This is a genomic window from Rhodanobacter sp. Soil772 (assembly GCF_001428385.1).
In the GTDB taxonomy this organism is placed as follows: domain Bacteria; phylum Pseudomonadota; class Gammaproteobacteria; order Xanthomonadales; family Rhodanobacteraceae; genus Rhodanobacter.
Map to the genome: position 1 here is coordinate 81,483 of NZ_LMSK01000002.1, position 25,181 is coordinate 106,663.

Here is a 25,181-nt window from a genome sequence, read left to right on the forward strand (position 1 = left end):
CTCCGTCGCGCGTTGCGCGGCGGGGCCCACGGGGTTCCGGCAAAACTGGATGATCGCCATGCCGCACCGGCCCACCCAACGCATCGGCCCGTTTGCACTGACGCGCACGCTGGCCTGGCTGCGGATCTGCGCCATCGCCGGCCAGAGCGCCGCCGTGCTGGTGTGCGCCTGGTGGATGCATCTGGACATTCCGCTGCTGCCGCTGCTGCTCGGCATCGGCCTGCTCGCGGTGTTCTCGGTGTTTGCCGCGTGGCGGCTGACCCAGCCGTGGCCGCCGCGCGAGTGGGAAGCGGTCGGCCACATCGCCTTCGACACGCTGGTGCTGGGTTACCTGCTGTACTTCACCGGCGGCGCCAGCAATCCGTTCATCACCCTGCTGCTGGTGCCGATCGCGCTCAGTGCAGCGGCGCTGTCGGCACGGTCGGTGCTGGCGGTGGCGACGCTGGCCGGCGTCGCCTACGTGATTCTGCTGTACTCGCACGTGCCGCTGCCGATGCCGCTGCACGAGAACTCGCCTAACCGCTTCTCGCTGCACGTGGCCGGGATGGGCGTGAACTTCGTGATCATGGCGGCGCTGCTGAGTTTCTTCATCAGCCGGCTGGCCCACGTGCTGCGCCTGCAACAGCTCGAAGTGCAACGCGTGCGCGAACGCGCGCTGCGCGACGAAGGCATCCTGGCCATCGCCACCCAGGCCGCCGGTGCCGCGCACGAACTCAACACGCCGTTGTCGACCATGCGCACCCTGCTGCCCGAGCTGCGCCGCGAGCACGCCGGCGACACCTCGCTGGCCGAGGATCTGGCGCTGCTGGAAGGCCAGGTCGACCGCTGCCGCACGATCCTTCGCGAGATGGTCGCGTTCGGCAAGGCGCAGCTGTCGCAGGAACCGGAACGGCTCACCGTGGCCGCGTTCATCCACGGCTGCCTGGAGCGCTTCCAGCTGCTGCGGCCCGAGGCGGAATTGATCCTGACGCTGGATCAGGACATCGCGCAAACCGTGTTGCGCACCCCGCCAGGCCTGCGCCACGCGCTGCTCAACCTGCTCAACAACGCCGCCGATGCCTCGGCCGTCAACCACTCGCACGCGGTGGCGCTGCAGGTCTCGCGTGATGGCGACTGGCTGCAGCTGAGCGTGCGCGACCACGGCCCCGGTTTCGACGTCAATGGCGAACTCACCCTGCTCGGTTATTCGCAGAAGCAGACCGGGCTGGGCATCGGCCTGGCCCTGGCCGAAGCCACCGCCGAGCGGCTCAACGGCGAACTGATCGCGCGCAATGCCGAACGCGGCGCCGAGGTATGCCTGCGCCTGCCGCTGGCGGTGATCGCGGAAAAATAGCGCGCCGGACGTGCAAGTCACGCCGCTTCGGGCAAGAATGAGCCACTGATCCACTTCCAGGAAACACCGCCGATGACCGAGTTGCCCCATGCCGCCACGGCGCGCCCGCTGCTGCTGGTCGACGACGATGCCACCTTCCTGCGCGTGCTGGCGCGTGCGCTCGGCTCGCGCGGCTTCGAGGTCATCACGGCCACCAACTTCGACGAAGCGCGCGCGCTGACGCGCCGGCACAACCCGCGCTATTGCGTGCTCGACCTCAAGCTGGGCGAGGAGAACGGCCTGCGCCTGATCCCCGAGCTGCATACCCTGGTGCCCGACCTGCGCGTGCTGCTGCTGACCGGCTACGCCTCGATCGCCACCGCGGTGGAGGCGATCAAGCGCGGCGCCCACGACTACCTGGCCAAGCCGGTCGACGCCGACGCCGTGGTGCGTGCCCTGCTCGACGGCGACAACGACGGCGACGACAGCGACCCGCCCGACGCCCCCGAACAGCCGCTGGCCTTGCGCCGGCTGGAATGGGAGCACATCCAGCGCGTGCTCACCGAATGCGACGGCAACATTTCCGAGACCGCCCGCCGCCTCGGCATGCACCGCCGCACCCTGCAACGCAAGCTGAGCAAGCACCCGGTACGCGAACGCCCCGACCGGGAAGAGTGACAGAGCAGGAGTGAGGGAAGAGGAGTGAGGAGTGAGAGAGGGCGTGCTCATCCCTGACTTCGACGTGAGCTGTTGCTCTCTCTCACTCCTCACTCCTCTCCACTCACTTCTCGCTCCAACTGGGCACCTTTCGGCGCGCCCGCGCATCCTATCGCCGACCCCCACTGCGACAACGCGCCATCTGTCGCGCGCGTAGCAGCGGACTATCCTTGCAACCCTAGACTCTCATCCAGAGTATCGCTTGAACGCCCTCCCGCTTGGCCTTTGTGCAGTCGCACTCGCGATGTCCGCCAGCCCGCTGCTGGCCGCCGATGAACCCGCTCCCGCCACCACCACGCTCGCCCCGGTCTCGGTGCACGCCAGCGACACCATGGTGATGGAAACGCCCAGCGTGCAGGTGCGCGTCAGCCGGCAGAAGCTGCAGCAGCAGAACCTCACCGAAAGCGCCGACGCGCTGAAATACGCGCCGAACATGATGGTGCGCAAGCGCTACATTGGCGATCCGAACGCAGTGATCAGCGGACGCAACGCCGGCACCCTGCAGAGCGCACGCAGCCTGGTCTACGCCGACGGCCTGCTGCTCTCCAACCTGATGACCAACGGCTGGGACGGCGCGCCGCGCTGGGGCATGGTCGCGCCCGAGGAAATCGGCGCGGTCGACATCCTGTACGGACCCTACTCCGCGCTGTATCCGGGCAACTCGCTGGGCAGCACCGTGCTGATCCATACCGTGTTGCCGCAGCAGTTGACCGCCAGCGTGAGCACCCAGTTCTTCAGCCAGGACTACCGCGACGCGTATGGCGCTGGCGGCCACTACAACGGCCACCAGGCCGCCGCCACGCTGGGCAACAAGCAGGGGCGCTGGAGCTGGCTGCTGGAATTCAGCCGGCTCGACAACCATGGCCAGCCGATGCAATACGCCACCGCGAAAGCCGGCGGCAATGCGGCCGCGGCGGTGCCGGTCAGCGGCGCCGTGCCGGATCGCAACCCGAACGGCTCGCCGCGGCTGGTGTACGGCGCCAACAGCATCGAACACACGGTGCAGGACCAGGCCAAGCTGAAGGTCGGCGTCGATGTGACCGAACAGGTCGCCGCGCTGTTCACCGTCGGCTGGTGGCACAACCGCGCCGAAGACCGCACCCGCAGCCTGATCCGCGATGCCGCCGGCAACCCAGTCGCCGGCGGCGTGATCAACGCAGCCGGGCAGACCTGGACCTTGCCGGCCAGCGGCCTGGCGCCCTCCTCGGCCAGCGACACCCACCTGCTGTACGGCGTCGAGTTGAACGGCCACCTCGACAACGGCTGGCGCTGGACCGCGGTGGCCAGCCACTACGACCTCCAGCGTTCGCAGGCCGCCACCGCCAACCTGGCCGAACCCGGCAGGCCGACCGGTGGCCCCGGCACAGTCGCGGACAAAGCCGGCTCCGGCTGGGACACCTCCGACCTGCGCAGTTCCGGCCCGCTCGGCGACCGCCACATGCTGTACGCCGGCGTGCACGGCGACCGCTACGTGCTGGACAGCCGCGTGCGCAACGCCAGCGACTGGCGCGGCGACGCCGACGGCGCGCAGGTCAGCGCGTTCGCCGGCCGCACGCAAACCCGCGCGCTGTACCTGCAGGACGTGTGGAGCTTCGCCGACGCCTGGGCGCTGACCCTGGGTGGCCGCCTGGAGCAGTGGCGCGCCTACGGCGGCTTGCGCGCGAATGCGGTCAGCACGTTGCACTACGCCGATCGCCGGCGCACCGACTTCTCGCCCAAGGCGGCGTTGAGCTGGGACCTCGCCGACGGCTGGGAGCTGCGCCTGGCCCACGGCAAGGCGGTGCGCTACCCGACCGTGACCGAACTGTTCCAGGGCAGCCTGTCGGCGAATGCGATCGTCAACAACAACCCCGACCTCAAGCCCGAGACCGACGAGTCCACCGACCTCACGCTGACCCGTCACCTGGAGCACGGCCACTGGCGCATCTCGCTGTACCAGGACCGCATCGCCGACTCGCTGTACTCGCAGACCGACATCACCGTCACCCCCACCGTCACCAGCGTGCAGAACATCGACAAGATGCGCAGCCGCGGCGTCGAAGGTGAGATCAACCTCACCGACCTCTGGCTGGACGGCCTCGACCTGCAGGCCAGCCTCGCCTTCAATGACGCCAAGACGCTGGAAGATCGCCAGTACCCGCTGGCCAACGGCAAGACCTTCCCGCGCATCCCGAAAGTCCGCGCCAGCGTGTTCGCCGACTACCGCTTCGCGCCGCAGTGGGACGCCTCGCTCGGCATCCGCCACTCCGGCCGCCAGTACGGCACGCTGGACAACAGCGACTACGTGGACAGCTACGGCGCGGTGAGCCGCTTCACCGTGGCCGACGCGAAACTGCGCTGGAAGTTCGCACCGGGCTGGACCGCCGCACTCGGTGTCGACAACCTCACCGACGAACACTACTGGGTCTACCATCCCTACGCCGGCCGCACTTGGTTCGGCGAGCTGCGCTGGGAGCTGTGAGCCACCCGGCTTCGCTCCTCCCCCTGCGAAGCAGGGGGAGGCTGGCGACCAAAGGGAGTCCTTCAGGTGAGGGGGTAAAGCTTTTGACTTGAAGATCAAGAGCACCCCTCCCCAACCCTCCCCTGCTTCGCAGGGGAGGGAGCAAAGCTTGTGCATCGAGGAATCATCATGCGCCACCTGCTGACCATCCTGCTCTGCCTGCTCTCGCCCGCGCTGCTGGCGCACGACGGTATGCGCATGGAGATGCCGAAAGGTCCCGAGCTTGGCGCCAGCGCGGCGTTCGACAGCCACGGCCGGCTGTACCTGGTGGACGCCGCGGACGGCCACGTGCGGCTGCGCCATTCCGACGATGACGGCCGCACGCTGAGCGCGCCGATCGAGGTGAACGCCACGGCCGAGCGGATCTACGCCGAAGGCGAGAACCGCCCGAAGATCGCGTTCGGCCCGCACGACGAAATTTACGTCAGCTGGTCGCAGCCGCGCGCCGCGCCTTGGACCGGCTTCGTGCGCTTCGCCCGCTCGCTGGATCGCGGCGAACACTTCAGCGACCCGCTGACCGTGCACCACGACCGCGCCGAGATCACCCACCGCTTCGACGCGCTGGCGGTGGACGGCCACGGCCGCATCGTGATCGCCTGGATCGACAAGCGCGACGTAATTGCCGCCACCGCCCACGGCAAGCCGTACCTGGGCGCCGCGATCTACTACAGCTGGTCGGACGATGGCGGCGCGAGCTTCGTGCCCGAGCACAAGCTGGTCGACCAGAGCTGCGAGTGCTGCCGCATCGCGCTGGCACGCATGCCCGATGGCGAAATCGCCGCGTTCTTCCGCGGCATCTACGGCGACAACATCCGCGACCACGCGTATGCCGTGTTGCGTACGGACGGCCAAACCAGCCAGGTCGCCCGCGCCACCTTCAGCGACTGGCAGATCGCCGGCTGCCCGCACCACGGCCCCGGCCTGGCGATCGATCGCGACGGTACCCGCCACGCCGTGTGGTACGAGGCCAAGGGCCAACCCACGATCTGGTACGGCCAGCTCGACCCGGGCCACGCACCGAAACATCCGCTGGCGATCGCCAGTACCGGCGCCAGCCACGCCGACGTGGCCACGCACGAGCGGACCGTGTGGGTCGTCTGGAACCAGGTCGGTGCCGACGGCTACGTACTGATGTTGCGCCGCTCGGCCGATGACGGCGCCAGCTTCGATGCTCCCCGCGAAATCGCCCGCAGCAGCGGCGCGGTAGGCTCGCCGCAGTTGCTGCTGAAACAGGGCCGCGCGTTCGTGGCCTGGAACACCGCCGCCGGCTTCCGTCTGATCGAGGTGCCGCGATGAAGCGTCTGCTGCTCGCGTTCGCCCTGCTGCTACCGGCGCTGGCCTGCGCCGGCTCGCTGCAGCCGCTGGCTGCCGCCGACGTAGCCGCCCTGCTGCAGCCGCCGGCGCATGGCGCACGCATCATCGCGCTGTGGTCGCTCGACTGTGCGTACTGCGAACCGAACCTCGAAGCGCTGGCCAGGGTTCAACGCACCGATCCGGACAACATCGAACTGGTCACCGTGACGACGGACAGCATCCAGTTGCGCACGGCGATCGAAGCGCGCCTGCACGGCATGAAGATGGACGGCTATCCCGCGCGCGCCTACGCCGAAGCCTCGCCCGAACGCACCAACTTCCTGCTCGACCCGAACTGGGGCGGCGAGACCCCGCGCGTGCTGGTGATCCGCGCCGACGGCAGCCGCCACGGCATCAGCGGCGCGCTGATGCCCGCGCAGCTGCGCAAACTCCTGCCCTGACGCGCCTCAGGGCTGCGCGACGCTATCGGCCGGCGCCGGTGCCGGCAACTCCGCGGTGCCGTCGTCCTCATCGCCGTAGATCGCCACATGGGGCACGCCGTCGGCGCCGATCCAGCCGCGGTACATGCCGTCGGTGTTGAACGGAATCGAGATGTGCCCTTCCGCGTCCAGCGCGATCGCGCCGCCGTTACCGCCCATCGACGGGATTTCCTGGTTGATCACCTCGGCGGCGGCGCGCTTCAGCGGCACGCGCATCTGTGTGACCTTCATGCAGATCTCGTGCGCGGCCACGGTGCGGATGTAGAACTCGCCCCAGCCGGTGCCGGAGACCGCGCAGCCGCTGTTGGCGTAGGTGCCGGCGCCGATGATCGGCGAGTCGCCGATGCGGCCCCAGCGTTTGTCGGTCATCCCGCCAGTGGAGGTTCCCGCGGCGAGGCGGCCTTGCGCGTCCAGCGCCACCGCGCCGACCGTGCCGAAGTGTTTGGCCGTCTCGACGTCCGCATGCGGTTGCTTCGCGGCATCTTCCTTAAGCGCCTTCTGCAGCTGTTGCCAACGCTCCTCGGTGCGGAAGTACGCCGGGTCGACCAGGGCTATGCCCTGCTCTTTCGCGAATGCCTCGGCACCCGCGCCGGACAGCATCACGTGCGGCGAGTGCTCCATCACCGCACGCGCCAGCAGGATCGGGTTCTTCACGCGCTGCACGCCAGCCACCGCACCGGCGCGCAGCGTATTGCCGTCCATGATGGCCGCGTCCAGCTCGTTGGTGCCGTCATGGGTGAACACCGCACCTTTGCCGGCGTTGAACTGCGGGGAATCCTCCAGCACGGTGATCGCGGCGGCCACCGCATCCAGCGCACTCTTGCCCGCCTTGAGCCGGGCGTAGCCGTTCTGCAATGCCTGGGTCATCGCCGCGCGCACCGCCTGTTCCTTCGCCGGCGTCATCTCGCGCTTGACCACCCCGGCGCCGCCGTGGATCACCAGCACGGGCGAGACGGCGGCATGGCTCATGGCGGTGATTCCGAAGGTGGCAAGGGCAACAAACAGACGACGCGGCTTCACGTGGGCTCTCTCTCCCTGGCTAACGGGAACGAGTATACCGGGACCTCGGCCCTCACTTGGGCGCGAAACGCACCTGTTTGCCATCCAGCACCAGCTTCATGCCGGCAAGGTCTGCTACCCGCTGCATCGCCGTACCTGCCGGCATGTCGCTGAACGACAGCGTGACGGGAGCATCGCCCAGCGCGCGCGGGTTGGCGAGCTTCCAACCCGCTTTCGATGCTATCGATTCCGCCACTTCACGCGCCGTGCCATTCGTGACGTGCTCGGTGACCTTGACTGGAGAGGCCGCGGCAATCACGCGCGCCGGGCAACCTGCCTGCGGCGTGACGTCGACAACATACGCAGGCCTCCCATCCGCTCCCGTGCCCGCAGCATGCAGCACCCTGCCAAGTGCACCGTGCAGCTGGCTATGTGCAAGCGGCGAGGTGCCGGCGTTAGTCACGGCAAGGTCGATGCGTACCTGCCCATCATCGACGGGCACGGTGGTCGCTTCCACCTTCACGGCACCCACGCTTGCCATCGCGGCCTTGCCCGGCGCCATGCACAGCGCGAAATCCGCAGTTTCCGTATGACGCTCGTGACCATCGTCGGTCGTCAGCTCGACCTGCATGTCCAACTGGTACTCCGGACCGTGGGCTTTCCGGACCTCGCGCGGTTCCTGAGGCGTACCGGCGGCATAAACCGAACCGGCCACGACAATGGCAAGTGCGAAGCCAGCGATCATTCCGGCGTTTCGGCGACGGCGGTTCGGTGAAGGCAGTTTCAACATGGCGATACGCTCCGTGATGGGGTGGCGTGGTGACCAGGGGCAACCGACCGGCAACGCGAACGCGGCCGACTGGGTCTTCAACATGGCATTCGCGTAGCTGCGCCGCTGCGTGCCGTGTTCGCGCAGCACCGCAGCGTCGCAAGCTAGTTCCTGGTCGTGGCGCAGAGCCGCAAGCGCCCACCAGGCCAAGGGGTGGAACCAGAACGCCGCCGCCACAAGCTGCGCCAGCAGACACCACCAGCCATCGCGGCAGTGCGCGTGGGTGGCTTCGTGGGCGAGGATCAGCATCTGTTCGGTGGCGTCGTAGCGGCATTCGAAATCGGCCGGCAGCACGATGCGACTGCGCCAGGCACCGACCAGGGCTGGGCCGACATCCGTACCGAGCGCACGCAACGTCGGCCAACGCGAACGCACATCCATGATGCTGGTGGCTCCTCGCAACCGCGCGCGGTAGCGTGCTTGCGCCAGCGCAGCCAACAGCAGGCTCGCCACGCTGCCCAACAGCCACAGCAGCACGGCCCATGCGCGCCAGTTGATGGCGCCCGACCCGGCGGCGTGCGCCGGCAACGCGGCGGCCGCCGAGGTGATAGCAAATACCACCGGCGACAACACCACAACCGGCGCGTCGGCCGCATGCGGCAGCTGGCTGGCCAGCAGCGCCAACGGCGGCAGCAGCCACAACTGAAACGCGCGCTCGGTGCCGAACAGGCGCCGGCATGGCTTGCGCAATGCGGCCACCAGCAACACGGCGACGGTGAAGGCAAGCACCAGCAGCCAGCCGTGCCCAAACCAGTCGATCCCGCTCGGATCAAGGTTGTTCATCGTCGAGCTCCTTGAGCAGCTTGCGCAGTTCGGCGATGTCTTTCTTCGACAGCTTGCGCTGTTCGGAGAAGTGCGCCACCAGCGGCGCCACGCGGCCGCCGAACAGGCGGTCGAGCAGGCCCTTGCTCTCCTGCTGGACGTACTGCTCGCGCGTCAGCAAGGGTGCGTAGAGATAACGACGACCGTCGCGCTCGGCATGCACCGCCTTCTTGCGCAGCAGGCGGTTGAGCAGGGATTTCACCGTGCCTTCCTGCCAATTCTGCGCGGGACCGACTTCGGCGAGGATGTCCTCGGCCGTGCGCGGCGCTTCGCGCCACAGCACGTCCATGATCACTGCTTCGGCTTCGCTGATGGCCATGAATCACCGTTTACACGTGTAAGTGATAATGATGTTTACATGCGTAAATGCTCGCGTCAAGTGGGCGGCAGCCTGCGGGAAGAGCGACCCCCTCCTCGGTTCTCCCCAGCGACCGGAGGAAGTCCCTTTGGGGCAAGCAGGGAAGGAAGAAGGGCCGCCTCGCCTAGCTTGCGACCTTGGTACAAGGCCGGTCCGGGCCATTCCGTCGTATCCTTGTCAGCTGACTCTCCACGAGAAAGGCACGGCAATGGACAAGGTTTACCCGAGTGCGGCGCAAGCCCTTGACGGTCTGCTGTTCGACGGCATGACGATCGCCGCCGGTGGCTTCGGCCTGTGCGGCATCCCCGAGAACCTGATCGGTGCACTTCTCGAAGCCGGCACCAGGGACCTGACCATCGTCGGCAACAACGCCGGCGTGGACGACTTCGGCATGGGTCCGCTGCTGAAGACGCATCAGGTGAAGCGCGTGTATGCGTCCTACGTGGGCGAGAACAAGGAGTTCGAGCGGCAAACGCTGGCCGGTGAACTGGAGCTGCACCTGACCCCGCAGGGCACGCTGGCCGAGAAGCTGCGCGCCGGTGGTGCCGGCATCCCCGGTTTCTACACGCGCACCGGGTTCGGCACCAAGCTGGCCGAGGGCAAGGAAACCAAGCGCTTCGGCGACAAGGAGTACGTGCTGGAAGAGGCGATCCATGCCGACCTGTCGATCGTCAAGGCATGGAAGGGCGACGCCCACGGCAACCTGGTGTTCCGCGAAACCGCGCGCAACTTCAACCCGATGATCGCCACCTGCGGCAAGGCCTGCGTGGCCGAGGTGGAACACCTGGTGCCGGTGGGCGAGCTGGACCCGAACAACATCCACGTGCCGGGCATCTACGTCGACCGCATCGTGCAGGGCGCGAAGTACGAGAAGCGGATCGAGTTCCGCACCATCGCCGGCGTGGCCGCCGGCAAGGAAAACCCGACCCGCGTGGCAATGGCCAGGCGCGCCGCGCAGGAGCTGCGCGACGGCTTCTACGTGAACCTCGGCATCGGCATCCCGACCATGGTGGCGAACCACATCCCGGCCGGCGTCAGCGTCACCCTGCAGTCGGAAAACGGCCTGCTCGGCATCGGCCCGTTCCCGACCGAGGATCAACTCGATCCGGACCTGATCAACGCCGGCAAGCAGACCATCACCACCCTGCCCGGTTCGAGCTTCTTCTCCAGCGCCGACTCGTTCGCGATGATCCGCGGCGGTCATATCGACCTGTCGATTCTCGGCGGGCTGGAAGTGTCCGGCCATGGCGACCTGGCCAACTGGATGGTGCCGGGCAAGATGGTCAAGGGGCCGGGCGGCGCGATGGATCTGGTCAGCGGCGTCAAGCGCGTGGTCGTGCTGATGGAGCACACCGCGAAGGACGGCTCGCCGAAAATCAAGACCGATTGCGACCTGCCGCTGACCGGCAAGCAGGTGGTGGACCTGATCATCACCGACTTGTGCGTGTTCGAGGTGGAGAAAGGCAAGGGCCTGACCCTGATCGAACTCAACGACGGCGTCAGCCTCGACGAGGTGAAGGCGAAGACCGGCTGCTCATTCGCGGTGGCCCCGGCGCTGCAAGCCGGCTGACGCGAAACCCTGCATAGGGCGGGCGTGGTTCGCCGCCCTTGCCGCACGGCGGGAACAGCCGCCGGCGGGCAGTGTCCGCCCTACAAGGCGGATTTTGCCGGCACGTCGACCGGCAGCGGGTGCGGAAAGCGGATGCGGGCGATGTTTTCCTGTCCCTGGCCCGTCTGCAATTCCAGCGGCCACGCGAAACGGTCACTGATCCGCTGGGCAATGGCCAGTTCAAAACCGTGCCGGTCGGCGCCGCGAACACGCAACGGGCAGCCGTCGTCGCCAGATACCTGTGGCGCCGCCTGATTGCGCACGCTGACCACGCCGGGCAGCACGCTGATCACCACACTGCCCTGCTCGGTCTGCTGGCAAGCATTGCGGATCAGCTGCCAGCACAGTACCGAAAACGCCTGCGGCGAGCCCTGCAGCGCAAAGCGGGCGGGCTCCTCCAGCAACAACTCGATCGGCCGGCCGGCCAGCAGTTCGCGGGCGGATTCCAGTTCCTGGCGCAGCACATCGTTGACGACGAAGCACTGGTCGTCGGTCGAGCTGTCCGTCTCGCGCGCGAGGATCAGCAGCGCTTCCACCAGCACTTCCATCTCACGGGCGGCACGCTTGATCCGGCGCACCGAGCGCACGCCGAAATCGCTGAGGCCGCCCTCCTCGCCCAGCATGTCGACCGACATCTTGATCACGGTAAGCGGGCTGCGCAGCTCGTGGCTGGCATCGCGGGTGAAACTGCGCTCGCGCTGGTTGTAGCTGGCCAGGCGCTTGGCGAAGCCGTGCAGCCCCTGCGCCAGCGAAGCCACGTCGGCGTCGGTATGGGAGGACAGCTGATCCAGGTTCAGCGATTCCGGATCCAGCGACTGGCCGTCCCAACGGTTGACCAGCCGGGCCAGCGCACGCACCGGCCGCCACTCGCGCCGGGTAATCAGCCACGCCAGCGCGGTGGTGATCACGATCACCGCAATCACGATGACCGTGGGAACGACGCCGTAGATGCCCAGGATGCAGACGACGGCGACGATCAGGAATTGCAGCGCGAACACCCGCGCAATGCGCCGGCGGAAGGCACCCACACGAAAGGTGACTGCGTTGACCCTGCTATCCATTACCTGTGTGCGCCTACCTGTATGCGCCGTGTCGATGTCAGGCCGTCTGGGGCGAAGAGGCCACTTCCGATTCGAGATCCGCGAGACGATAACCCGCCGAGTGGATCGTATGTAGCAGGGGCCGCGCGAAGGGTTTGTCGATAACCCGGCGCAGGTTGTACAGATGCGAGCGCAAGGTATCCGAGTCGGGCAGCGTATCACCCCAGATCTCGCGCTCGATGTCGCGCCGGCTGACCACCCGCGGCGACTCGCGCATCAGGATCGCCAGGAGCTTCAGGCCGATCGGCGACACGGTCAGTTCCTGGCCGTCGCGGGTGAGGCGCAGCGTGGCGGTATCCAGGGTCATGTCGCCGACGCTGAGTACCTCGGTGGAGACCTGGCGACGGTCGCGGCGGATCAGCGCGCGCAGCCGCGCTTCCAGCTCGCGCACCTCGAAGGGCTTCACCAGATAATCGTCGGCGCCGGCCTCGAGCCCGGCCAGCTTGTCCTCCAGCGTGTCGCGGGCGGTCAGCATCAGCACCGGCGTGGACTTCTTGGCCTCCCTGCGCAGCTTGCGGCAGACCTCCAGCCCATCCAGGCCCGGCAGCATCAGGTCCAGCACCAGCACGTCGTAGCTGTTGGACACCGCCAGGTGCAGGCCGCTGACCCCGTCAGCGGCATAGTCGACCGAATAACCGCGCCGCTCCAGGAACTCGCCCACCATCTCGGCGATCTGGCGGTTGTCCTCGACCAGCAAAATCAATCCCGCTTGCTCGTCATGTACGGTCATATCGTCCTCCTTGCCATGATTTCACATACGTGAAGATCTAAGCGGCGACCGGGTGAGGGTAGCGTGAAACGTGAAAACGAGGTTCAGAGCAGGTTCTGTTTAACGCAGCAGCGGCTGCAGCGGCTTCCAGACGGTGTCCAGTACCCGCGGCTGGGCGCCGGCGACCGGATGCAGGCCATCGTCCTGCATCAGCGCGGGATTGAGTGCGATGCCGTCGAGCAGGAACGGCACCAGCGCGGTACGGCGGGTCCGCGCCAGGTCGGCATAGACCGCGCGCAGGCCGTCGCGATATTGCGGCCCGTAGTTCACCGGCAGCTCGATGCCGACCAGCAGTACGCGCACCTTCGCTTTTTGCGCCGCCGCGATCATCGCGTCCAGGTTTGCGCGCAGGGCCGGCAGCGGCAGACCGCGCAGGCCATCGTTGGCGCCCAGCTCCAGCACCAGCACGCCCGGCCGGTACTTCGCCAGCAGCGCGGGCAGGCGGTTGCGCCCGCTCAGCGAGGTCTCGCCGCTGATGCTGGCATTGATCGCGGTCCACTTCGGTACCATCTGGTTGAGACGCGCATCCAGCAGATGCACCCAACCGGCCTCGACCGGGATGTTGTGCGCGGCGGACAGCGAATCACCCAGGATCAGCACGGTTTTCGGCGCCGCCGCCTGGGCGCTGCCGATGCCGCACAGAAAAACCAGCAACCACAGGCATTGACGCATGAGTGATTCTTCCCGGCCTCTTCTTGAAGCCTGCGATGTTAGCAAGTCGGTCAACGGCCCCGAGGGGAGACTGGAAATCCTCAGCCAGGTCAGCCTGCAGGTGCAGCCAGGCGAGAGTTTCGCCATCGTCGGCGCCTCCGGTTCCGGCAAGACCACCCTGCTCGGCCTGCTGGCCGGGCTGGATACGCCGGACGACGGCAGCATCGCGCTGGACGGCCATGCACTGCAGCAGCTGGACGAGGAGGCCCGCGCCGACCTGCGCCGGCGTCTGGTCGGCTTCGTGTTCCAGTCGTTCCACCTGCTGCCCGCGCTGACCGCCGAGGAGAACGTGATGCTGCCGCTGGAACTGGAAGGCAGCAGCGACGCACGCCAACGTGCGCGCAATGCGCTCGAAGCGGTGGGGCTGGGTGCGCGGCGGCGGCACTACCCGGCCCAGCTCTCCGGCGGCGAGCAGCAGCGCGTGGCGATCGCCCGCGCGTTCGTGCACGGCCCGCGCGTGCTGTTCGCCGACGAACCCACCGGCAACCTCGACCAGCGCACCGGCCATCACATCTGCGACCTGCTGTTCGCGCTGAACCGCGACCACCACACCACCCTGGTGCTGGTCACCCACGATGCGACGCTGGCCGCGCGCTGCGATCGCCGGATCGAGCTGGAAGAAGGCCGCGTCGTGGCGTCCGACACGGACGCGCAGGCATGAAGATGCTGCTGCTCGCCCTGCGCAGCCTGCGCCGCGAATGGCACCTGCCGGAACTGCGCACGCTGGCCGCCTCGCTGGTACTGGCGGTGGTGGCGCTGGGCGTGGTCGCCACGCTGGCGACGCGGATCGAGCGCGGCATGCTGGCCAGCGCCGCCGAACTGATCGGCGGCGACATCGGCGTGTCGTCGCCGCAGGCCCTGCCGAACACATTCGCCGACAAGGCGCGCCAGGACGGCCTGCAACTCACCCGTACCGCTGGCTTCCCCAGCGTGGCGTTCGCCCACGAGCAGACCCAGCTGCTCGACGTGCAGGCGGTCGACGCGCACTACCCCCTGCGCGGCAAACTGGAGCTGCGCGATGCCGCCGGCCGCACGCGCAACGGCCACGCCCCGGCCGCGGGCGAGGTCTATCTCGATCATCGCGCGCTGGTTGCACTGAATCTCAAGGTCGGCCAGCCGCTGCAACTCGGCGGCCGCGACCTGACCATCGCCGCCGAATTGCTGCGCCAGCCCGATGGCGGCGAGTTGCTGGCGCTGGCGCCGCGCGCGCTGATGAGCCTGGCCGACGCCGAACAGGCCGGCCTGCTCGGCGTGGGCAGCCGCGCCCGCCACCGCCTGCTGCTGGCCGGCACGCCGATGGCAGTGCAGGCCTGGCGCGACTGGGCGCAGACGACCGCGCTGCCGCAAGGCGCCCAGCTGATCACGCCGGAGCAGACCCAGGAACGCATGCGCACGTCGTTCGACCGCGCCGGTGCATTCCTGCGCCTGACCGCCCTGCTCTCGGCGCTGCTGGCCGGCATCGCGATCGCACTTTCCGCGCAGCGCTACGCACGGCGCAAGACCGCCGAAGTGGCGCTGCTGCGCGCACTGGGCACGCCGCGTCGACGCGTGCTGGGTCTGCTGCTGGGCACGTTGGGCGCGCTCGCCGTGCCGGCGACGGCCATCGGCATCGCGCTCGCCTTGGGCTTGTCGCAACTGGCCTGGCTGCTGGCTAGCCAGCTGTTCGGCAGCGTGCCGACCGTGCTGCCGCTGGCGCCGTCGTTCGCTGCCGCCGCGATGGGTATCGCCGTGCTGGTCGGCTTCGCGCTGCCGCCGCTGGCGCGGCTGGCCGAGGTCGCTCCTGTTGCCGTATTTCGCCAGAGCATGCAGCGGCGGGTGCGCCGTTTCGATGCGCTGTATCTGATCCCGGTGCTGGTGGCGCTGGGCCTGATCTGGAGCCAGAGCAGCTCGCTCACCCTGGCCGGCATCCTCGCCGCCAGCCTGCTCGGCGTGGCACTGATCGCGGCGTTGCTGGCCGGCGCGCTGCTGTGGCTGGCCCGGCGCATCGCACCGGGCGCGCACCCGGCGCTGCGGCTGGGCCTGGCCGCGCTGGCACGGCGACCCGCGCTGAGCGTGATCCAGGCCACCGCGCTCAGCCTGGGCCTGTGCGCGCTGCTGTTGCTGGCGATCGTGGCGCCGGCGCTGCTGCAGGGCTGGCGCCAGGAGCTGCCGGCGGATACGCCGAACTGGTTCGCGCTGAACCTGCAGGACGACCAGCGCGCCGGCTTCGAGCAGGCGCTGGCCAGGATCGGCGGAGACCAGCTCAACATGCTGCCGCTGGCGGTGGGCAAGCTCACCGCGATCAATGGCCGCCCGATCGACCAGCTCGCCTTCGCCGACGAGCGAGCCAAGGACTGGACCGACCGCCAGCTGCGGCTGTCCTGGTCCGCCGAGCTGCCGCCCGCGAACGAAGTGATCGCCGGCCGCTGGCAGGGCGCGCAGCCGGCGCAAGCCGAGGTGTCGATCGACACCATGTGGCGCGACATGTTCGCGCTGAAGCTGGGCGACACGCTGAGTTTCAACGTGGGCGAAGGCCGCATCGATGCGAAGGTCGGCAGCGTGCGCAAGGTCGACTGGAGTTCGTTCCGGGTCAACTTCTTCCTGCTGCTCGACCCGGCCCACGCCGGCGCGCTGCCGCATACCTGGCTGGCCAGCTTCCACCTGCCGCGCGGGCATGCCACCGAACTGGCGCAGCTGTCGCGCGACTACAGCAACCTCAGCCTGGTCGACGTCGACTCGCTGCTCGACCGCGTGCGCGAGATCGTCGACCGGGTCGGCAACGCGGTGCGCTGGATCCTCGGCTTCAGCCTGCTCGCCGGCGCGCTGGTACTGGCCGCCGCGCTGGCCGCCAGCGCCGCCGAGCGCCGCCACGAAGCCGCCCTGCTGCGCACGCTCGGCGCACGTCGCGCCCAATTGCGCGTGGCCGCCGCCTGCGAGTTCGCCCTGCTCGGCCTGGTCGCCGGCCTCACCGCCGCACTCGGCGCCGCCGGCGCGGGCGTGTGGCTGGGCCAGGCGGTGTTCCACATCGAGAACTTCGTGCCGCCGTTGTGGCCGCTGGTCGGCGGTGCCGTCGGCGCTGGACTGGTCGTGATGCTGCTGGGCCTGGCCGGCACCCGCAAGGTCAGCCGCACGCCGCCGATGCGGTTGTTGCGCGAAGGCTAAAAGGAAGATCCCGTCCCTCCGGGCGACCATCGCCACCACAACGAAGCCATGCGAGACTGGCGAAACCGCGGCGCACGCGCCGCGGTTTCGCCACGCATCTCCCACTCCCAACTTCAGCCATGAGAGTCCGCCATGCTCGGCGTCGTACTGCTTTTTGTCGGTGTCATCCTGATCGTCAACGGACTGACCCTCGCCGGACGCATCGAGGCGAAGGAAGCGGCCGTGCTCAACCTGCTGGTCGGCAGCCTCTCGGCCTTCGCCGCGGTGCTGGGCGCGATCCAGGCCTCCACGCCGGCGGATTTTCTCGCCGTGGGTTCGGGCTTGTTGTTCGCCTTCACCTACCTGTACGTGGCCGGCGTGCACTGGTTCAAGCTGAGCGGCACCGGGCTGGGCTGGTACTGCCTGTTCGTCGCGATCACCGCGCTGCCGCTGAGCTGGGACGCGTACACCCTCGGCGAGCTGCGCATGGCCGGCATCTGGTTGGTCTGGTCGAGTCTGTGGCTGCTGTTCTTCGTCGACCTGTGCACCGGCGTGCGCGTGAAGCGCTTCCTCGCGCCTTACACGGTGGTCGTGGGTATCGTCACCTGCTGGATACCCGGCATGCTGATGCTGCTGGCGCGCTGGTGATACCCGGCCACCCAGGCCACTGAATGATGACGTGGCCTCCAGGCCCGCGTTGAAACCATGAATCCATCCACGCAAAAGCCACCCGGCTGGGCCCGGCATCTGCAGAACGAATGGCTGCTGCTGGTATTCACGCTGCTGGCGCTGACACTTGCCGTGCTCGACCCCCGCCCCGCAAGCGATTACCGGCGCTGGCTGCAGTTGCCCACGCTGGCCGGCCTGATGGGTCTGCTGATCGCGATCCAGGGCATCCGCGACAGCGGACTGGTGCAGCATGCGGCCGTGGCCGTGGTGGCACGCGCGCACTCGCTGCGCAGCCTGGGCCTGTTGCTGGTATCCGCGACGGCGCTGCTGTCGATGGTGCTGACCAACGACGTGAGCCTGTTCCTGATCGTGCCGCTGACCCTGGCGATCGGCACCATCTCGAACCTGCCGGTGCTGCGCATGGTGGTGCTGGAGGCGCTGGCGGTGAACGCGGGTTCCACCCTGAGCCCGATCGGCAACCCGCAAAACCTGCTGCTGTGGCAGCACTCGCAGCTGCCGTTCCTGCATTTCGCGGCGGCGATGCTGCCGGCCGCGGCGGTGATGTTCGTGCTGGTGGCGGCGTTCGCCTGGCTGTGGCTGCCGCGCGATCGCGTGGCGTTGAGCCCGGAACGGATCGACGGCGTCGTGGCTTCGAGCCGCCTCGGCGCGTGCTCGATCGCCGCGCTGCTCGGCATGGTGCTGCTGATGGAATACGGCCAGGCGCCGCTGGGCGCGCTGCTGGTGCTGGCGCTGTTCGCGCTGTTGGCGCGACCGAGCCTGGCGCGAATCGACTGGCTGCTGCTGCTCACGTTCGCCGCGATCTTCCTGGGCCTGGGCCATTTCGCGAACTTGCCCCTGGTGCAGCAGGCGCTGGACCGGCTCGACTTCGGCCAACCGCTGACGCTGTACGCCAGCGGCATCGTCGCCTCGCAGCTGATCAGCAACGTGCCGGCGACGGTGCTGCTGCTCGAACGCGCGCCCGACGCCACCGCGCTGGCGGTGGCGGTGAACGTGGGCGGCTTCGGCGTGGCGATCGGTTCGCTGGCGAACCTGATCGCGTTGCGCCTGGCGAAGCAGCCGCATGGCTTGCGGCTGCTGCACCTGGTGTCGATTCCGTTCCTGCTGGTGTGCGCGCCGCTGGTGTATCTAGTCTGGCGCTGGCTGGGCTGACGGGTCGCGCTCAATCGTCGTCGTTCGGCACGCTGACCTTGCCCTTCACACCCGAATGATCGACGTCGCCGCTGCCCTTGGCACCGAGGCTGAGATCGCCAGCCACGTCGCTCACGTTGAGATCGCCGGAACCCAGCGTATCGGCGTGCACGCTGCCGCCGACGTTGCGCAAGGTGACGTCGCCCGAACCGATGCTGCCGATGCGGGCGTCGCCCTTGATGCCTTCGGCCTTGAAGTCGCCGGAGCCCACCGAACCCAGGTCCAGGCTGCCGACGTCGGTGGCACTGACGTCGCCCGAACCCACGCTGGTAGCGAACTTGCCGGACACCTGGCGCACGTGCAGGTCGCCCGAGCCCACATTGGTCTGCAGCTGCTGCACGCCGCTGACGTCGGCGTCGCCGGAGCCCACGCGCACGGTGACCGGCAGGTTGGCCGGCAGTTGCACGGTGACGTCGAGACTCGAATAGGAATTGCCGCCGAACAGGCTGAAACTGAAACTGCCGCCGGTGTTGCCGATATCGATCAGCAGCTGGTCGCCTTCGCGCCGCTGGGTGACCTGCAGCTTGTCCAGCATCGCCTGTTCGGAGGCGCAGGCGCGGCCGGTGAGGGTGAGACCCTTGGTGCTGTCGCTGCCGGTCAGGTGCAGGTCCTGGCTGTTCACGTCAATCTGCACGCTGCGCACGCCGGCGAGGTCAAGCTGCAGGTTGCGCGGCGCCTCGTACTTGCACGGGCTGGCGGCGAAGGCGGCGATCGGAGCGAGCAGCAGGGCTGCGGTGAGAAGACGGCGCATGGAACTCTCCTTGGGTAGTCGACTTGCCTGAGATGCAGCCAGCGGCAAAAGGGTTGCAAGCATGACGGGAGCATGAACGCACCGGTCAACGTGCCGGAGTCGGCCGCGTTCTCCAGTCTACCTACCGAGGAGACACACCATGCACCGCAAAACCCTGCTTGCTTCCGCGCTGGCCGTGCTGATCGCCGGATCGACCTCGTTCGTGATGGCCCAGAATACGCCACTCCCGTCGCCGTCGACCCCGTCCGCGATGGCCGACAAGGACATGCGCGCGCATCACGGCGACCGCGACCACGGCATGCGCATGCACCGCGACCACCAGCGCAACGGCGTGATCGGCGACCTGCACGGCCTGGAGCGGCTGTACATGCAGGCCGGCCGCAGCAAGGAGATGGCGTCGGTCTACAACGACGTGCTGGCCAGGTCGCAGGATCCGCGCGTGCGCGACTACATCTACAAGCGCCTGGCCCGTCTGCAGGCGCAGCCGGCCAACGTCGACCAGGCGATCGCCACGCTGCGCAAGGGGCTGGACGAGAACCTGGCCAACGAGGCGAAGATGCGTGCCGAGCGCGAGAAGATGCGCGCCGCCTGGCAGCAGCACCGTGCCGACAAGACGGCGCCGGCGGCCAAGTAACTTCCACGAAAGTCCACGACCTGCGCGATGGCCTGGCGCCATCGCGCAGGCTCAGGGTTTGCGTTCCGTCTGCTTGGCGCGCTGCCACAGCTGTTCCTGCTCGTCCAGCGTGCGTTCGCCGAACGCCGCGCCGTCGGCCGCCGCCAGCTGCTCCATCTGCCGGAAACGCCGTTCGAATTTCGCATTGGCGTGCCGCAACGCCTGCGAGAAATCGACGCCGGCATGGCGCGCCAGGTTCACCATCACGAACAGCACGTCGCCGATCTCGTCTTGCAACCGCGCCGGGTCGGCGCCGTTGACGAACTCCGCGCGCACTTCGTCCACTTCCTCGGCCAGCTTGGCCAGTACCGGTTCGGGACCGGGCCACGTGAAGCCCACGGCCGCGGCACGCTGCTGCAGCTTCTGCGCGCGCTTCCATTCCGGCAGCCCGGCCGAGATGCCCGCCAGTGCGCTGGCGTCGGCCGGCTCGCCCTTGTCCGCGCGCTCGGCCGTCTTGATCTCCTCCCACGCCTGCATCTGCGCCGCCAGGTCGGCATAGCGCACGTCGCCGAAAACGTGTGGATGGCGCCGCAGCATCTTGGCGCTGATCGCGTGGGCGACGTCGGCAAAATCGAACAAGCCCTGCTCGGTCGCCATCTGCGAATGGAACACCACCTGCAGCAGCAGGTCGCCCAGCTCGTCGCGCAGGTCGTGCCAGTCGCGGCGGTCGATCGCGTCGGCGACCTCGTAGGCTTCCTCGATCGTGTACGCCGCGATCGAGGCGAAATCCTGCTGCACGTCCCACGGGCAGCCCCGCGCGGGATCGCGCAGGCGCGCCATGATCGCGAGCAGGTCGTCCAGACTGTGCCGTGCCGGTTCGCTCATGGCGCCTGCAACCGCGCGGCCCAGTCGATCGTGCCGTCGCCGACGGCGATGAATTCGGGATTCAGCAACGACTCGCCGCGGTTGTAGCGGAACGGCTGGCCGGCCAGGTCGAGCACCGCGCCGCCGGCCTCGTCCAGCACGCATTGCGCGGCGGCAGTGTCCCACTCGCTGGTGAGGCCGAGGCGCAAATAGACGTCCGCCGCACCGCGCGCGATCAGGCAGAATTTCAGCGACGAGCCCAGCGGCACCAGCTGGTAGTCGCTGCCGATCAACCGCTGCAGCACGCTGCCCTGCGCGCCGCCATGCGACCGGCTGCCGGCCACCAGCGGCGGTTGCTCCAGCGGACGCGTGCGGATGCGCTGCCAGAAGCCATCGGCCTGCGCCTGCAGCCAGGCGCCCTGCCCCAGCGCGGCGACATACAACTCGCCGCTGACCGGCGCCAGCACCACGCCGAGCACGCTGCGGTGGTCGTCGATGAGGGCGATGTTGACGGTGAATTCGCCGTTGCGCTTGACGAACTCGCGGGTGCCGTCGAGCGGATCGACCAGCCAGTAGCGTGACCAGTGCCGGCGCTCGGACCACGGCAAGGCTTTCGCTTCTTCCGACAGCACCGGCAGTACCGGTTCGAGCGCGGCCAGGCCAGCCATGATGACCTGCTGCGCGGCCAGGTCGGCGGCGGTCAGCGGCGACGCGTCCGCCTTGGTCTGCACCGCGAAATCGCTGTGGTAGACATCGAGGATGGCTGCGCCGGCGGCGCGGGCGATCGCACCAACCTGCCGGGCCAGCTCGGGCGGCGTATTTCCGGGCGGCGTGCTCATGTGCGCTGGAAACGCCCGGCGAGATACTCGCGGGCCATGAACAGCGCGGCGATCGAACGCCCCTCGGTCACGTCGTCGCGACCGAGCAAGGTGTGCAGTTCGGACATCTTCCACGGCACCACTTCGAGTTCTTCCGGTTCGTCGCCGACCAGCTTCTCGGGATACAGGTCCTGCGCCAGCACCACATGCGCCATGTGCGTCATGTACGACGGCGACAGCGACAGGTTGTGCAGGATCTTCAGCTTGTGCGCGCCGTAGCCGATCTCTTCCTTCAGCTCGCGCTCGGCTCCCTGCTCGGCGGTTTCGTCCTGATCCAGCCGGCCCTTCGGCAGGCCGAGTTCGTAGCGGCCGACGCCGCCGCCATACTCGCGCACCAGCAGCACGGTGTCGTCATCCAGCATCGGCACGATGATCACCGCGCCCAGGCCGCTGCCTTTCAAGCGTTCGTAGGTGCGGCGCACGCCGTTGGAGAACTCCAGGTCGAGCTGCTCGACCTGCAGAAACCGGCTGTCGCTGACGTCGCGCGTGGCATGGATGATCGGTAGTTTGCGCATCCGGGCATTCTAGCTCGCGTCGTTCAGCGCCGCAGACGCTGCAGGGCCTGCGCGTGGATCGCCGGTGTGCCGGCCAGCACGCTGCGCGTGTCCAGCGTCAGCGGCGCGCCGTCCAGGTCGGTGAACACGCCACCGGCTTCGCGCACGATCACCGCCAACGCGGCAATGTCGAGGATGTTCACGTCCGACTCGATCACCAGGTCCAGGCTGCCGCGCGCCAGCAGATGGTAATGGCAGAAATCGCCGTAGCCGCGGATGCGGTTGCTGTCGCGGATCAGCGCGCCCAGCGCGGCCCAGCGTGCGTCACCGGTGAGCGTCTTGACGTTGCCGGTGGAGATCGAGGCCTGCGCCATTTGCGCCGTGTCCGCCACGCGCACGCGCTCGCCGTCGAGCCACGCACCGTCGCCGGCGCTGGCCCACATCGTCTCGCCGTAGACCGGCGCGCTGGACACGCCGAGTACCAGCTCGTCGCCATCCATCAGCGCGATCTGGGTGGAGAAGAACGGCGTGCGACGCACGAAGCTCTTGGTGCCGTCGAGCGGATCGACCAGCCACAGCAGGCCGCCACGTTCGCCGTCCAGGCCGAACTCCTCGCCGTAGATCGACGCCTTCGGCAGCGCCGCCTGCAGCACTCGCCGGATCGCCTGCTCGGCCTCGCGGTCGGCAATCGTCACCGGGGTCGCGTCGGACTTCAGCTCCACCTCGACGCCGCGCCGCCAGTAATGCCTGATCACCTCGGCCGCGGCCGCGGCGGCTTCGCGTGCGGCCACCAGGGCCGTTGCGGCGATATCCGGGTTCATGCTCGTCTCGCGTCCTTCATTTCTTGGAGGGTGCCGGTGCGCTGCCGGCCAGTCCGCCGCGGCGCTGGAGGCGCACGCTGCCGTCGGCCGCCGGCGGACCCAGCCTGGCCAGCCAGCGGCGCAATGCCGGGTCAGTCTGTCGGGCGCGCAGCGTCGCGTCCAGTCGCCAGCCGAGCGGGCTCAATTGCAGTTCGCCATCGACGTGCAGCGGGCCATGCCCGTCGTCGTGCAGCTGCGCCCGGATCACCCCGCCTTGCGCGCTCGCCTGTGCCTGCAGCGTACCCAGCGCCACGTCGCCGTCGCGCGTGCGCATGAGCGCCTGCGGCCATTGCACCTGCGCCTGCAGTTGCATCGGCCAGCCGGCCTGCAGCAGGGCATGGTCGATCGTCACTTGCAGTTCGCCGCGTGGCTGCCCCCACGGCGACACTGCGCCATGAGCCAACGCCGAGAGCTCTGCACGCACATTCGCGCCACTCACTTCGACCTGGCCATCCGGCAGCCGCCGGACTCCGCCGGAAAACGCGAGTTGCGGCCCTTCGAATTGCAACTGCAGCCGTACCTGACCGAGCAGGGCCCGACGCGACAACTGCCACTGCAGTTGCCCCAGCGCCTGCCCGTCGGCAGCCACCACCTCGTCGGCCCGGCCATGCCACAACGTGCCCTGCACCTGCTGCAGGTGCAGCCCGTGCAGTTGCGGCTCGATCCACGGCAGCGCCCAGCGCGCCGGCAGGAACCACAGCAGCACGGCGGCGGCCAACGTCAGCGCACCGAGGCCGATCAGGCATTTTCGCAGTGGCTTCAAGCATCGATTCCCGGGATGAGCAATACGCGGACTTGAGCGCCCGTCGCGCAGCGTCGATGATAGCCGGATGAACAACCCCGCAAGCGGCAACGCCGCACTCGCCGCGCGCGACCTGCGACACGTCTGGCACCCTTGCACGCAGATGCACGACCACGAGAGCGTACCGATGGTGCCGATCGTGCGCGGCGAAGGCGCCTGGCTGATCGACGCCGACGGCCGGCGCTACCTGGACGGCATCAGTTCGTGGTGGACCAACCTGTTCGGCCACGCCAACCCGCGCATCGCCGCCGCACTGGCCGAGCAGGCGCGCACGCTGGAACACGTGATCTTCGCTGGCTTCACCCATGAACCGGCGATCGAACTGGCCGAGGCATTGGTGCGGATCACGCCGCCCGGGCTGGATCGGGTGTTCTACGCCGACAACGGCTCGGCGGCGATCGAGGTGGCGCTGAAGATGAGCTTCCACTACTGGCTCAACCAGGGCCATGGCGAGAAGACCCGTTTCATCGCGCTGACCGGCAGCTATCACGGCGAGACGCTGGGCGCGCTGTCGGTCAGCGACGTGGCGCTGTATCGCAAGACCTACGCGCCGCTGCTGCTGACCCCGTTCCTGGCGCCGTCGCCGGACGCCTATGAAGGCGAGCCCGGCGAGTCACCGGAACAGACGGCCAAACGCCGCCTCGGCGAACTGCGCACGTTGCTGGAACGGCACGCACACGAAACCTGCGCAGTGATCGTCGAGCCGCTGGTGCAATGCGCCGGCGGCATGCGCATGTATCACCCCAGTTACCTCAGCGGCCTGCGCGCGCTGTGCAACGAATTTGCGGTGCACTTCATCGCCGACGAGATCGCGGTGGGCTTCGGCCGCACCGGTACGCTGTTCGCCTGCGAGCAAGCCAGCGCGACGCCGGATTTCATGTGCCTGTCGAAGGGCCTCACCGGCGGCTTCCTGCCGCTGTCGGCGGTGCTCACCAGCGAGCGGATCTACCAGGCGTTCTACGCCGAGTACAGCGCCGGCAAGGCGTTCCTGCACTCGCACAGCTACACCGGCAACCCGCTGGCCTGCCGGGTCGCGCTGGAGACGCTGGCGATCTTCCGCGACGAGCCGGTACTGCAACGCAACCGCCAGTTGGCCGCCCACCTGGCCCGCCGGCTGGAGCCGCTGCGCGCGCATCCGCACGTTGCCGACGTGCGCCAGACCGGCATGATCGCGGCGATCGAGCTGGTCGCCGACAAGGCCAGCCGGCGGCCGTATCCCGCGGAGGAACGGCGCGGCCTGCGCGTCTACCTGCACGGCCTGCAGCACGGCGTGCTGCTGCGTCCGCTCGGCAACGTGGTGTATTTCATGCCGCCCTACGTGGTCGACGCGTCGGAGATCGACTTGCTGGTCGACACCGCGATCGCCGGGATCGAGCGCGCCGTGGCAAGCTGAAGCGCAGCC

The 25,181-nt window shown here is 68.4% G+C and carries 24 protein-coding genes and 1 pseudogene; 13 read left to right on the forward strand and 12 right to left on the reverse strand.

Going from position 1 to position 25,181, the window contains the following annotated elements; all coding sequences use genetic code 11:
* Positions 1 to 58: 58 nt before the first annotated feature.
* The 5 genes from ASG75_RS07120 (at position 59) to ASG75_RS07140 (ending at position 6,283) form a co-directional block, all read left to right on the forward strand.
* Positions 59 to 1,333, forward strand: coding sequence for an ATP-binding protein (locus ASG75_RS07120; protein WP_056389112.1), 1,275 nt, complete (start codon positions 59 to 61; stop codon positions 1,331 to 1,333).
* 72 nt (positions 1,334 to 1,405) lie between these two features.
* On the forward strand, positions 1,406 to 1,990 hold the full coding sequence (locus tag ASG75_RS07125) for a response regulator transcription factor (RefSeq protein WP_056387223.1): 585 nt from the start codon (positions 1,406 to 1,408) through the stop codon (positions 1,988 to 1,990).
* A gap of 283 nt (positions 1,991 to 2,273) precedes the next feature.
* Positions 2,274 to 4,490 carry a TonB-dependent receptor gene (locus ASG75_RS07130; RefSeq protein WP_056387225.1) on the forward strand — a complete coding sequence of 739 codons (2,217 nt, stop codon included), beginning with the start codon at positions 2,274 to 2,276 and terminating at the stop codon, positions 4,488 to 4,490.
* Between the two features lie 168 nt (positions 4,491 to 4,658).
* A complete protein-coding gene (locus tag ASG75_RS07135; protein ID WP_056387227.1) occupies positions 4,659 to 5,825 on the forward strand; it encodes a sialidase family protein in 1,167 nt (388 codons plus the stop codon).
* The gene (locus tag ASG75_RS07140) at positions 5,822 to 6,283 is read left to right on the forward strand and encodes a hypothetical protein (protein WP_056387229.1); all 462 of its coding nucleotides are present in this window, start codon (positions 5,822 to 5,824) and stop codon (positions 6,281 to 6,283) included. The genes ASG75_RS07135 and ASG75_RS07140 overlap by 4 nt, the downstream gene beginning before the upstream one ends.
* A gap of 6 nt (positions 6,284 to 6,289) precedes the next feature.
* Here ASG75_RS07140 and ASG75_RS07145 read toward each other — a convergent pair whose 3' ends face one another.
* The 3 genes from ASG75_RS07145 to ASG75_RS07155 all read right to left on the reverse strand — a co-directional run bounded on the left by ASG75_RS07145 (position 6,290) and on the right by ASG75_RS07155 (position 9,291).
* Entirely contained in the window at positions 6,290 to 7,291 is a 1,002-nt protein-coding gene (locus ASG75_RS07145) for an isoaspartyl peptidase/L-asparaginase (protein ID WP_056387232.1), read from the reverse strand.
* 103 nt (positions 7,292 to 7,394) lie between these two features.
* On the reverse strand, positions 7,395 to 8,933 hold the full coding sequence (locus ASG75_RS07150) for a M56 family metallopeptidase (protein ID WP_056387234.1): 1,539 nt from the start codon (positions 8,931 to 8,933) through the stop codon (positions 7,395 to 7,397).
* Positions 8,920 to 9,291: a BlaI/MecI/CopY family transcriptional regulator gene (locus ASG75_RS07155; protein ID WP_056387235.1), complete on the reverse strand. Its 372-nt coding sequence runs from the start codon at positions 9,289 to 9,291 to the stop codon at positions 8,920 to 8,922. The genes ASG75_RS07150 and ASG75_RS07155 overlap by 14 nt, the downstream gene beginning before the upstream one ends.
* Positions 9,292 to 9,538: 247 nt before the next feature.
* Between ASG75_RS07155 and ASG75_RS16635 the strand changes: the two are divergent.
* A pseudogene (locus ASG75_RS16635) lies at positions 9,539 to 10,174 on the forward strand (CoA transferase subunit A); the annotation flags it as partial.
* A 93-nt stretch (positions 10,175 to 10,267) separates the two neighbouring features.
* Positions 10,268 to 10,900 carry a 3-oxoacid CoA-transferase subunit B gene (locus ASG75_RS16640; RefSeq protein ID WP_235580205.1) on the forward strand — a complete coding sequence of 211 codons (633 nt, stop codon included), beginning with the start codon at positions 10,268 to 10,270 and terminating at the stop codon, positions 10,898 to 10,900.
* An 80-nt stretch (positions 10,901 to 10,980) separates the two neighbouring features.
* Here the strand turns inward: ASG75_RS16640 and ASG75_RS07165 are convergent, their stop codons facing one another.
* From ASG75_RS07165 to ASG75_RS07175, 3 genes are all read right to left on the reverse strand, one after another.
* Complete coding sequence (locus tag ASG75_RS07165) at positions 10,981 to 12,000, reverse strand: HAMP domain-containing sensor histidine kinase (RefSeq protein WP_056387239.1); 1,020 nt, start codon at positions 11,998 to 12,000, stop codon at positions 10,981 to 10,983.
* 37 nt (positions 12,001 to 12,037) lie between these two features.
* Positions 12,038 to 12,769, reverse strand: a complete 732-nt coding sequence (locus ASG75_RS07170; RefSeq protein ID WP_056387241.1) for a response regulator transcription factor — start codon at positions 12,767 to 12,769, stop codon at positions 12,038 to 12,040.
* A gap of 99 nt (positions 12,770 to 12,868) precedes the next feature.
* A complete protein-coding gene (locus ASG75_RS07175; protein WP_056387243.1) occupies positions 12,869 to 13,480 on the reverse strand; it encodes an arylesterase in 612 nt (203 codons plus the stop codon).
* Between ASG75_RS07175 and ASG75_RS07180 the strand changes: the two genes are divergently transcribed.
* The 4 genes from ASG75_RS07180 (at position 13,479) to ASG75_RS07195 (ending at position 18,478) form a co-directional block, all read left to right on the forward strand.
* Positions 13,479 to 14,180: an ATP-binding cassette domain-containing protein gene (locus ASG75_RS07180; protein WP_056387244.1), complete on the forward strand. Its 702-nt coding sequence runs from the start codon at positions 13,479 to 13,481 to the stop codon at positions 14,178 to 14,180. The genes ASG75_RS07175 and ASG75_RS07180 overlap by 2 nt on opposite strands.
* A complete protein-coding gene (locus ASG75_RS07185; protein ID WP_056387246.1) occupies positions 14,177 to 16,660 on the forward strand; it encodes an FtsX-like permease family protein in 2,484 nt (827 codons plus the stop codon). The genes ASG75_RS07180 and ASG75_RS07185 overlap by 4 nt, the downstream gene beginning before the upstream one ends.
* A 132-nt stretch (positions 16,661 to 16,792) precedes the next feature.
* Positions 16,793 to 17,287: an AmiS/UreI family transporter gene (locus ASG75_RS07190; RefSeq protein ID WP_056387248.1), complete on the forward strand. Its 495-nt coding sequence runs from the start codon at positions 16,793 to 16,795 to the stop codon at positions 17,285 to 17,287.
* A gap of 57 nt (positions 17,288 to 17,344) precedes the next feature.
* The gene (locus tag ASG75_RS07195; RefSeq protein WP_056387249.1) at positions 17,345 to 18,478 is read left to right on the forward strand and encodes an SLC13 family permease; all 1,134 of its coding nucleotides are present in this window, start codon (positions 17,345 to 17,347) and stop codon (positions 18,476 to 18,478) included.
* A 10-nt stretch (positions 18,479 to 18,488) separates the two neighbouring features.
* On the opposite strand, the gene ASG75_RS07200 is transcribed toward ASG75_RS07195, so the two are convergent.
* Positions 18,489 to 19,268, reverse strand: a complete 780-nt coding sequence (locus ASG75_RS07200; protein WP_056387251.1) for a DUF4097 family beta strand repeat-containing protein — start codon at positions 19,266 to 19,268, stop codon at positions 18,489 to 18,491.
* A 139-nt stretch (positions 19,269 to 19,407) separates the two neighbouring features.
* Here ASG75_RS07200 and ASG75_RS07205 point away from each other — a divergent pair, with 139 nt between their 5' ends.
* Entirely contained in the window at positions 19,408 to 19,902 is a 495-nt protein-coding gene (locus ASG75_RS07205) for a hypothetical protein (protein ID WP_056387253.1), read from the forward strand.
* Positions 19,903 to 19,953: 51 nt separating this feature from the next.
* Here the strand turns inward: ASG75_RS07205 and mazG are convergent, their stop codons facing one another.
* Genes mazG through ASG75_RS07230 form a run of 5 tightly spaced genes read right to left on the reverse strand, consistent with a single transcriptional unit; the run spans position 19,954 to position 23,740 of the window.
* Positions 19,954 to 20,766 (reverse strand): nucleoside triphosphate pyrophosphohydrolase, encoded by an 813-nt coding sequence (gene mazG, locus ASG75_RS07210; RefSeq protein ID WP_056387254.1) that lies wholly within the window; start codon positions 20,764 to 20,766, stop codon positions 19,954 to 19,956.
* Complete coding sequence (cysQ, locus tag ASG75_RS07215) at positions 20,763 to 21,584, reverse strand: 3'(2'),5'-bisphosphate nucleotidase CysQ (RefSeq protein ID WP_056387256.1); 822 nt, start codon at positions 21,582 to 21,584, stop codon at positions 20,763 to 20,765. Before cysQ ends, mazG begins: the two co-directional genes overlap by 4 nt.
* Positions 21,581 to 22,138, reverse strand: coding sequence for an ADP compounds hydrolase NudE (gene nudE, locus ASG75_RS07220; RefSeq protein ID WP_056387259.1), 558 nt, complete (start codon positions 22,136 to 22,138; stop codon positions 21,581 to 21,583). Before nudE ends, cysQ begins: the two co-directional genes overlap by 4 nt.
* Positions 22,139 to 22,161: 23 nt before the next feature.
* Entirely contained in the window at positions 22,162 to 22,938 is a 777-nt protein-coding gene (locus tag ASG75_RS07225) for an inositol monophosphatase family protein (protein WP_056387261.1), read from the reverse strand.
* 16 nt (positions 22,939 to 22,954) lie between these two features.
* On the reverse strand, positions 22,955 to 23,740 hold the full coding sequence (locus tag ASG75_RS07230) for a type II secretion system protein N (RefSeq protein ID WP_056387263.1): 786 nt from the start codon (positions 23,738 to 23,740) through the stop codon (positions 22,955 to 22,957).
* A gap of 67 nt (positions 23,741 to 23,807) precedes the next feature.
* Between ASG75_RS07230 and ASG75_RS07235 the strand changes: the two genes are divergently transcribed.
* Positions 23,808 to 25,172 (forward strand): adenosylmethionine--8-amino-7-oxononanoate transaminase, encoded by a 1,365-nt coding sequence (locus ASG75_RS07235; RefSeq protein ID WP_056387265.1) that lies wholly within the window; start codon positions 23,808 to 23,810, stop codon positions 25,170 to 25,172.
* Positions 25,173 to 25,181 lie beyond the last annotated feature (9 nt).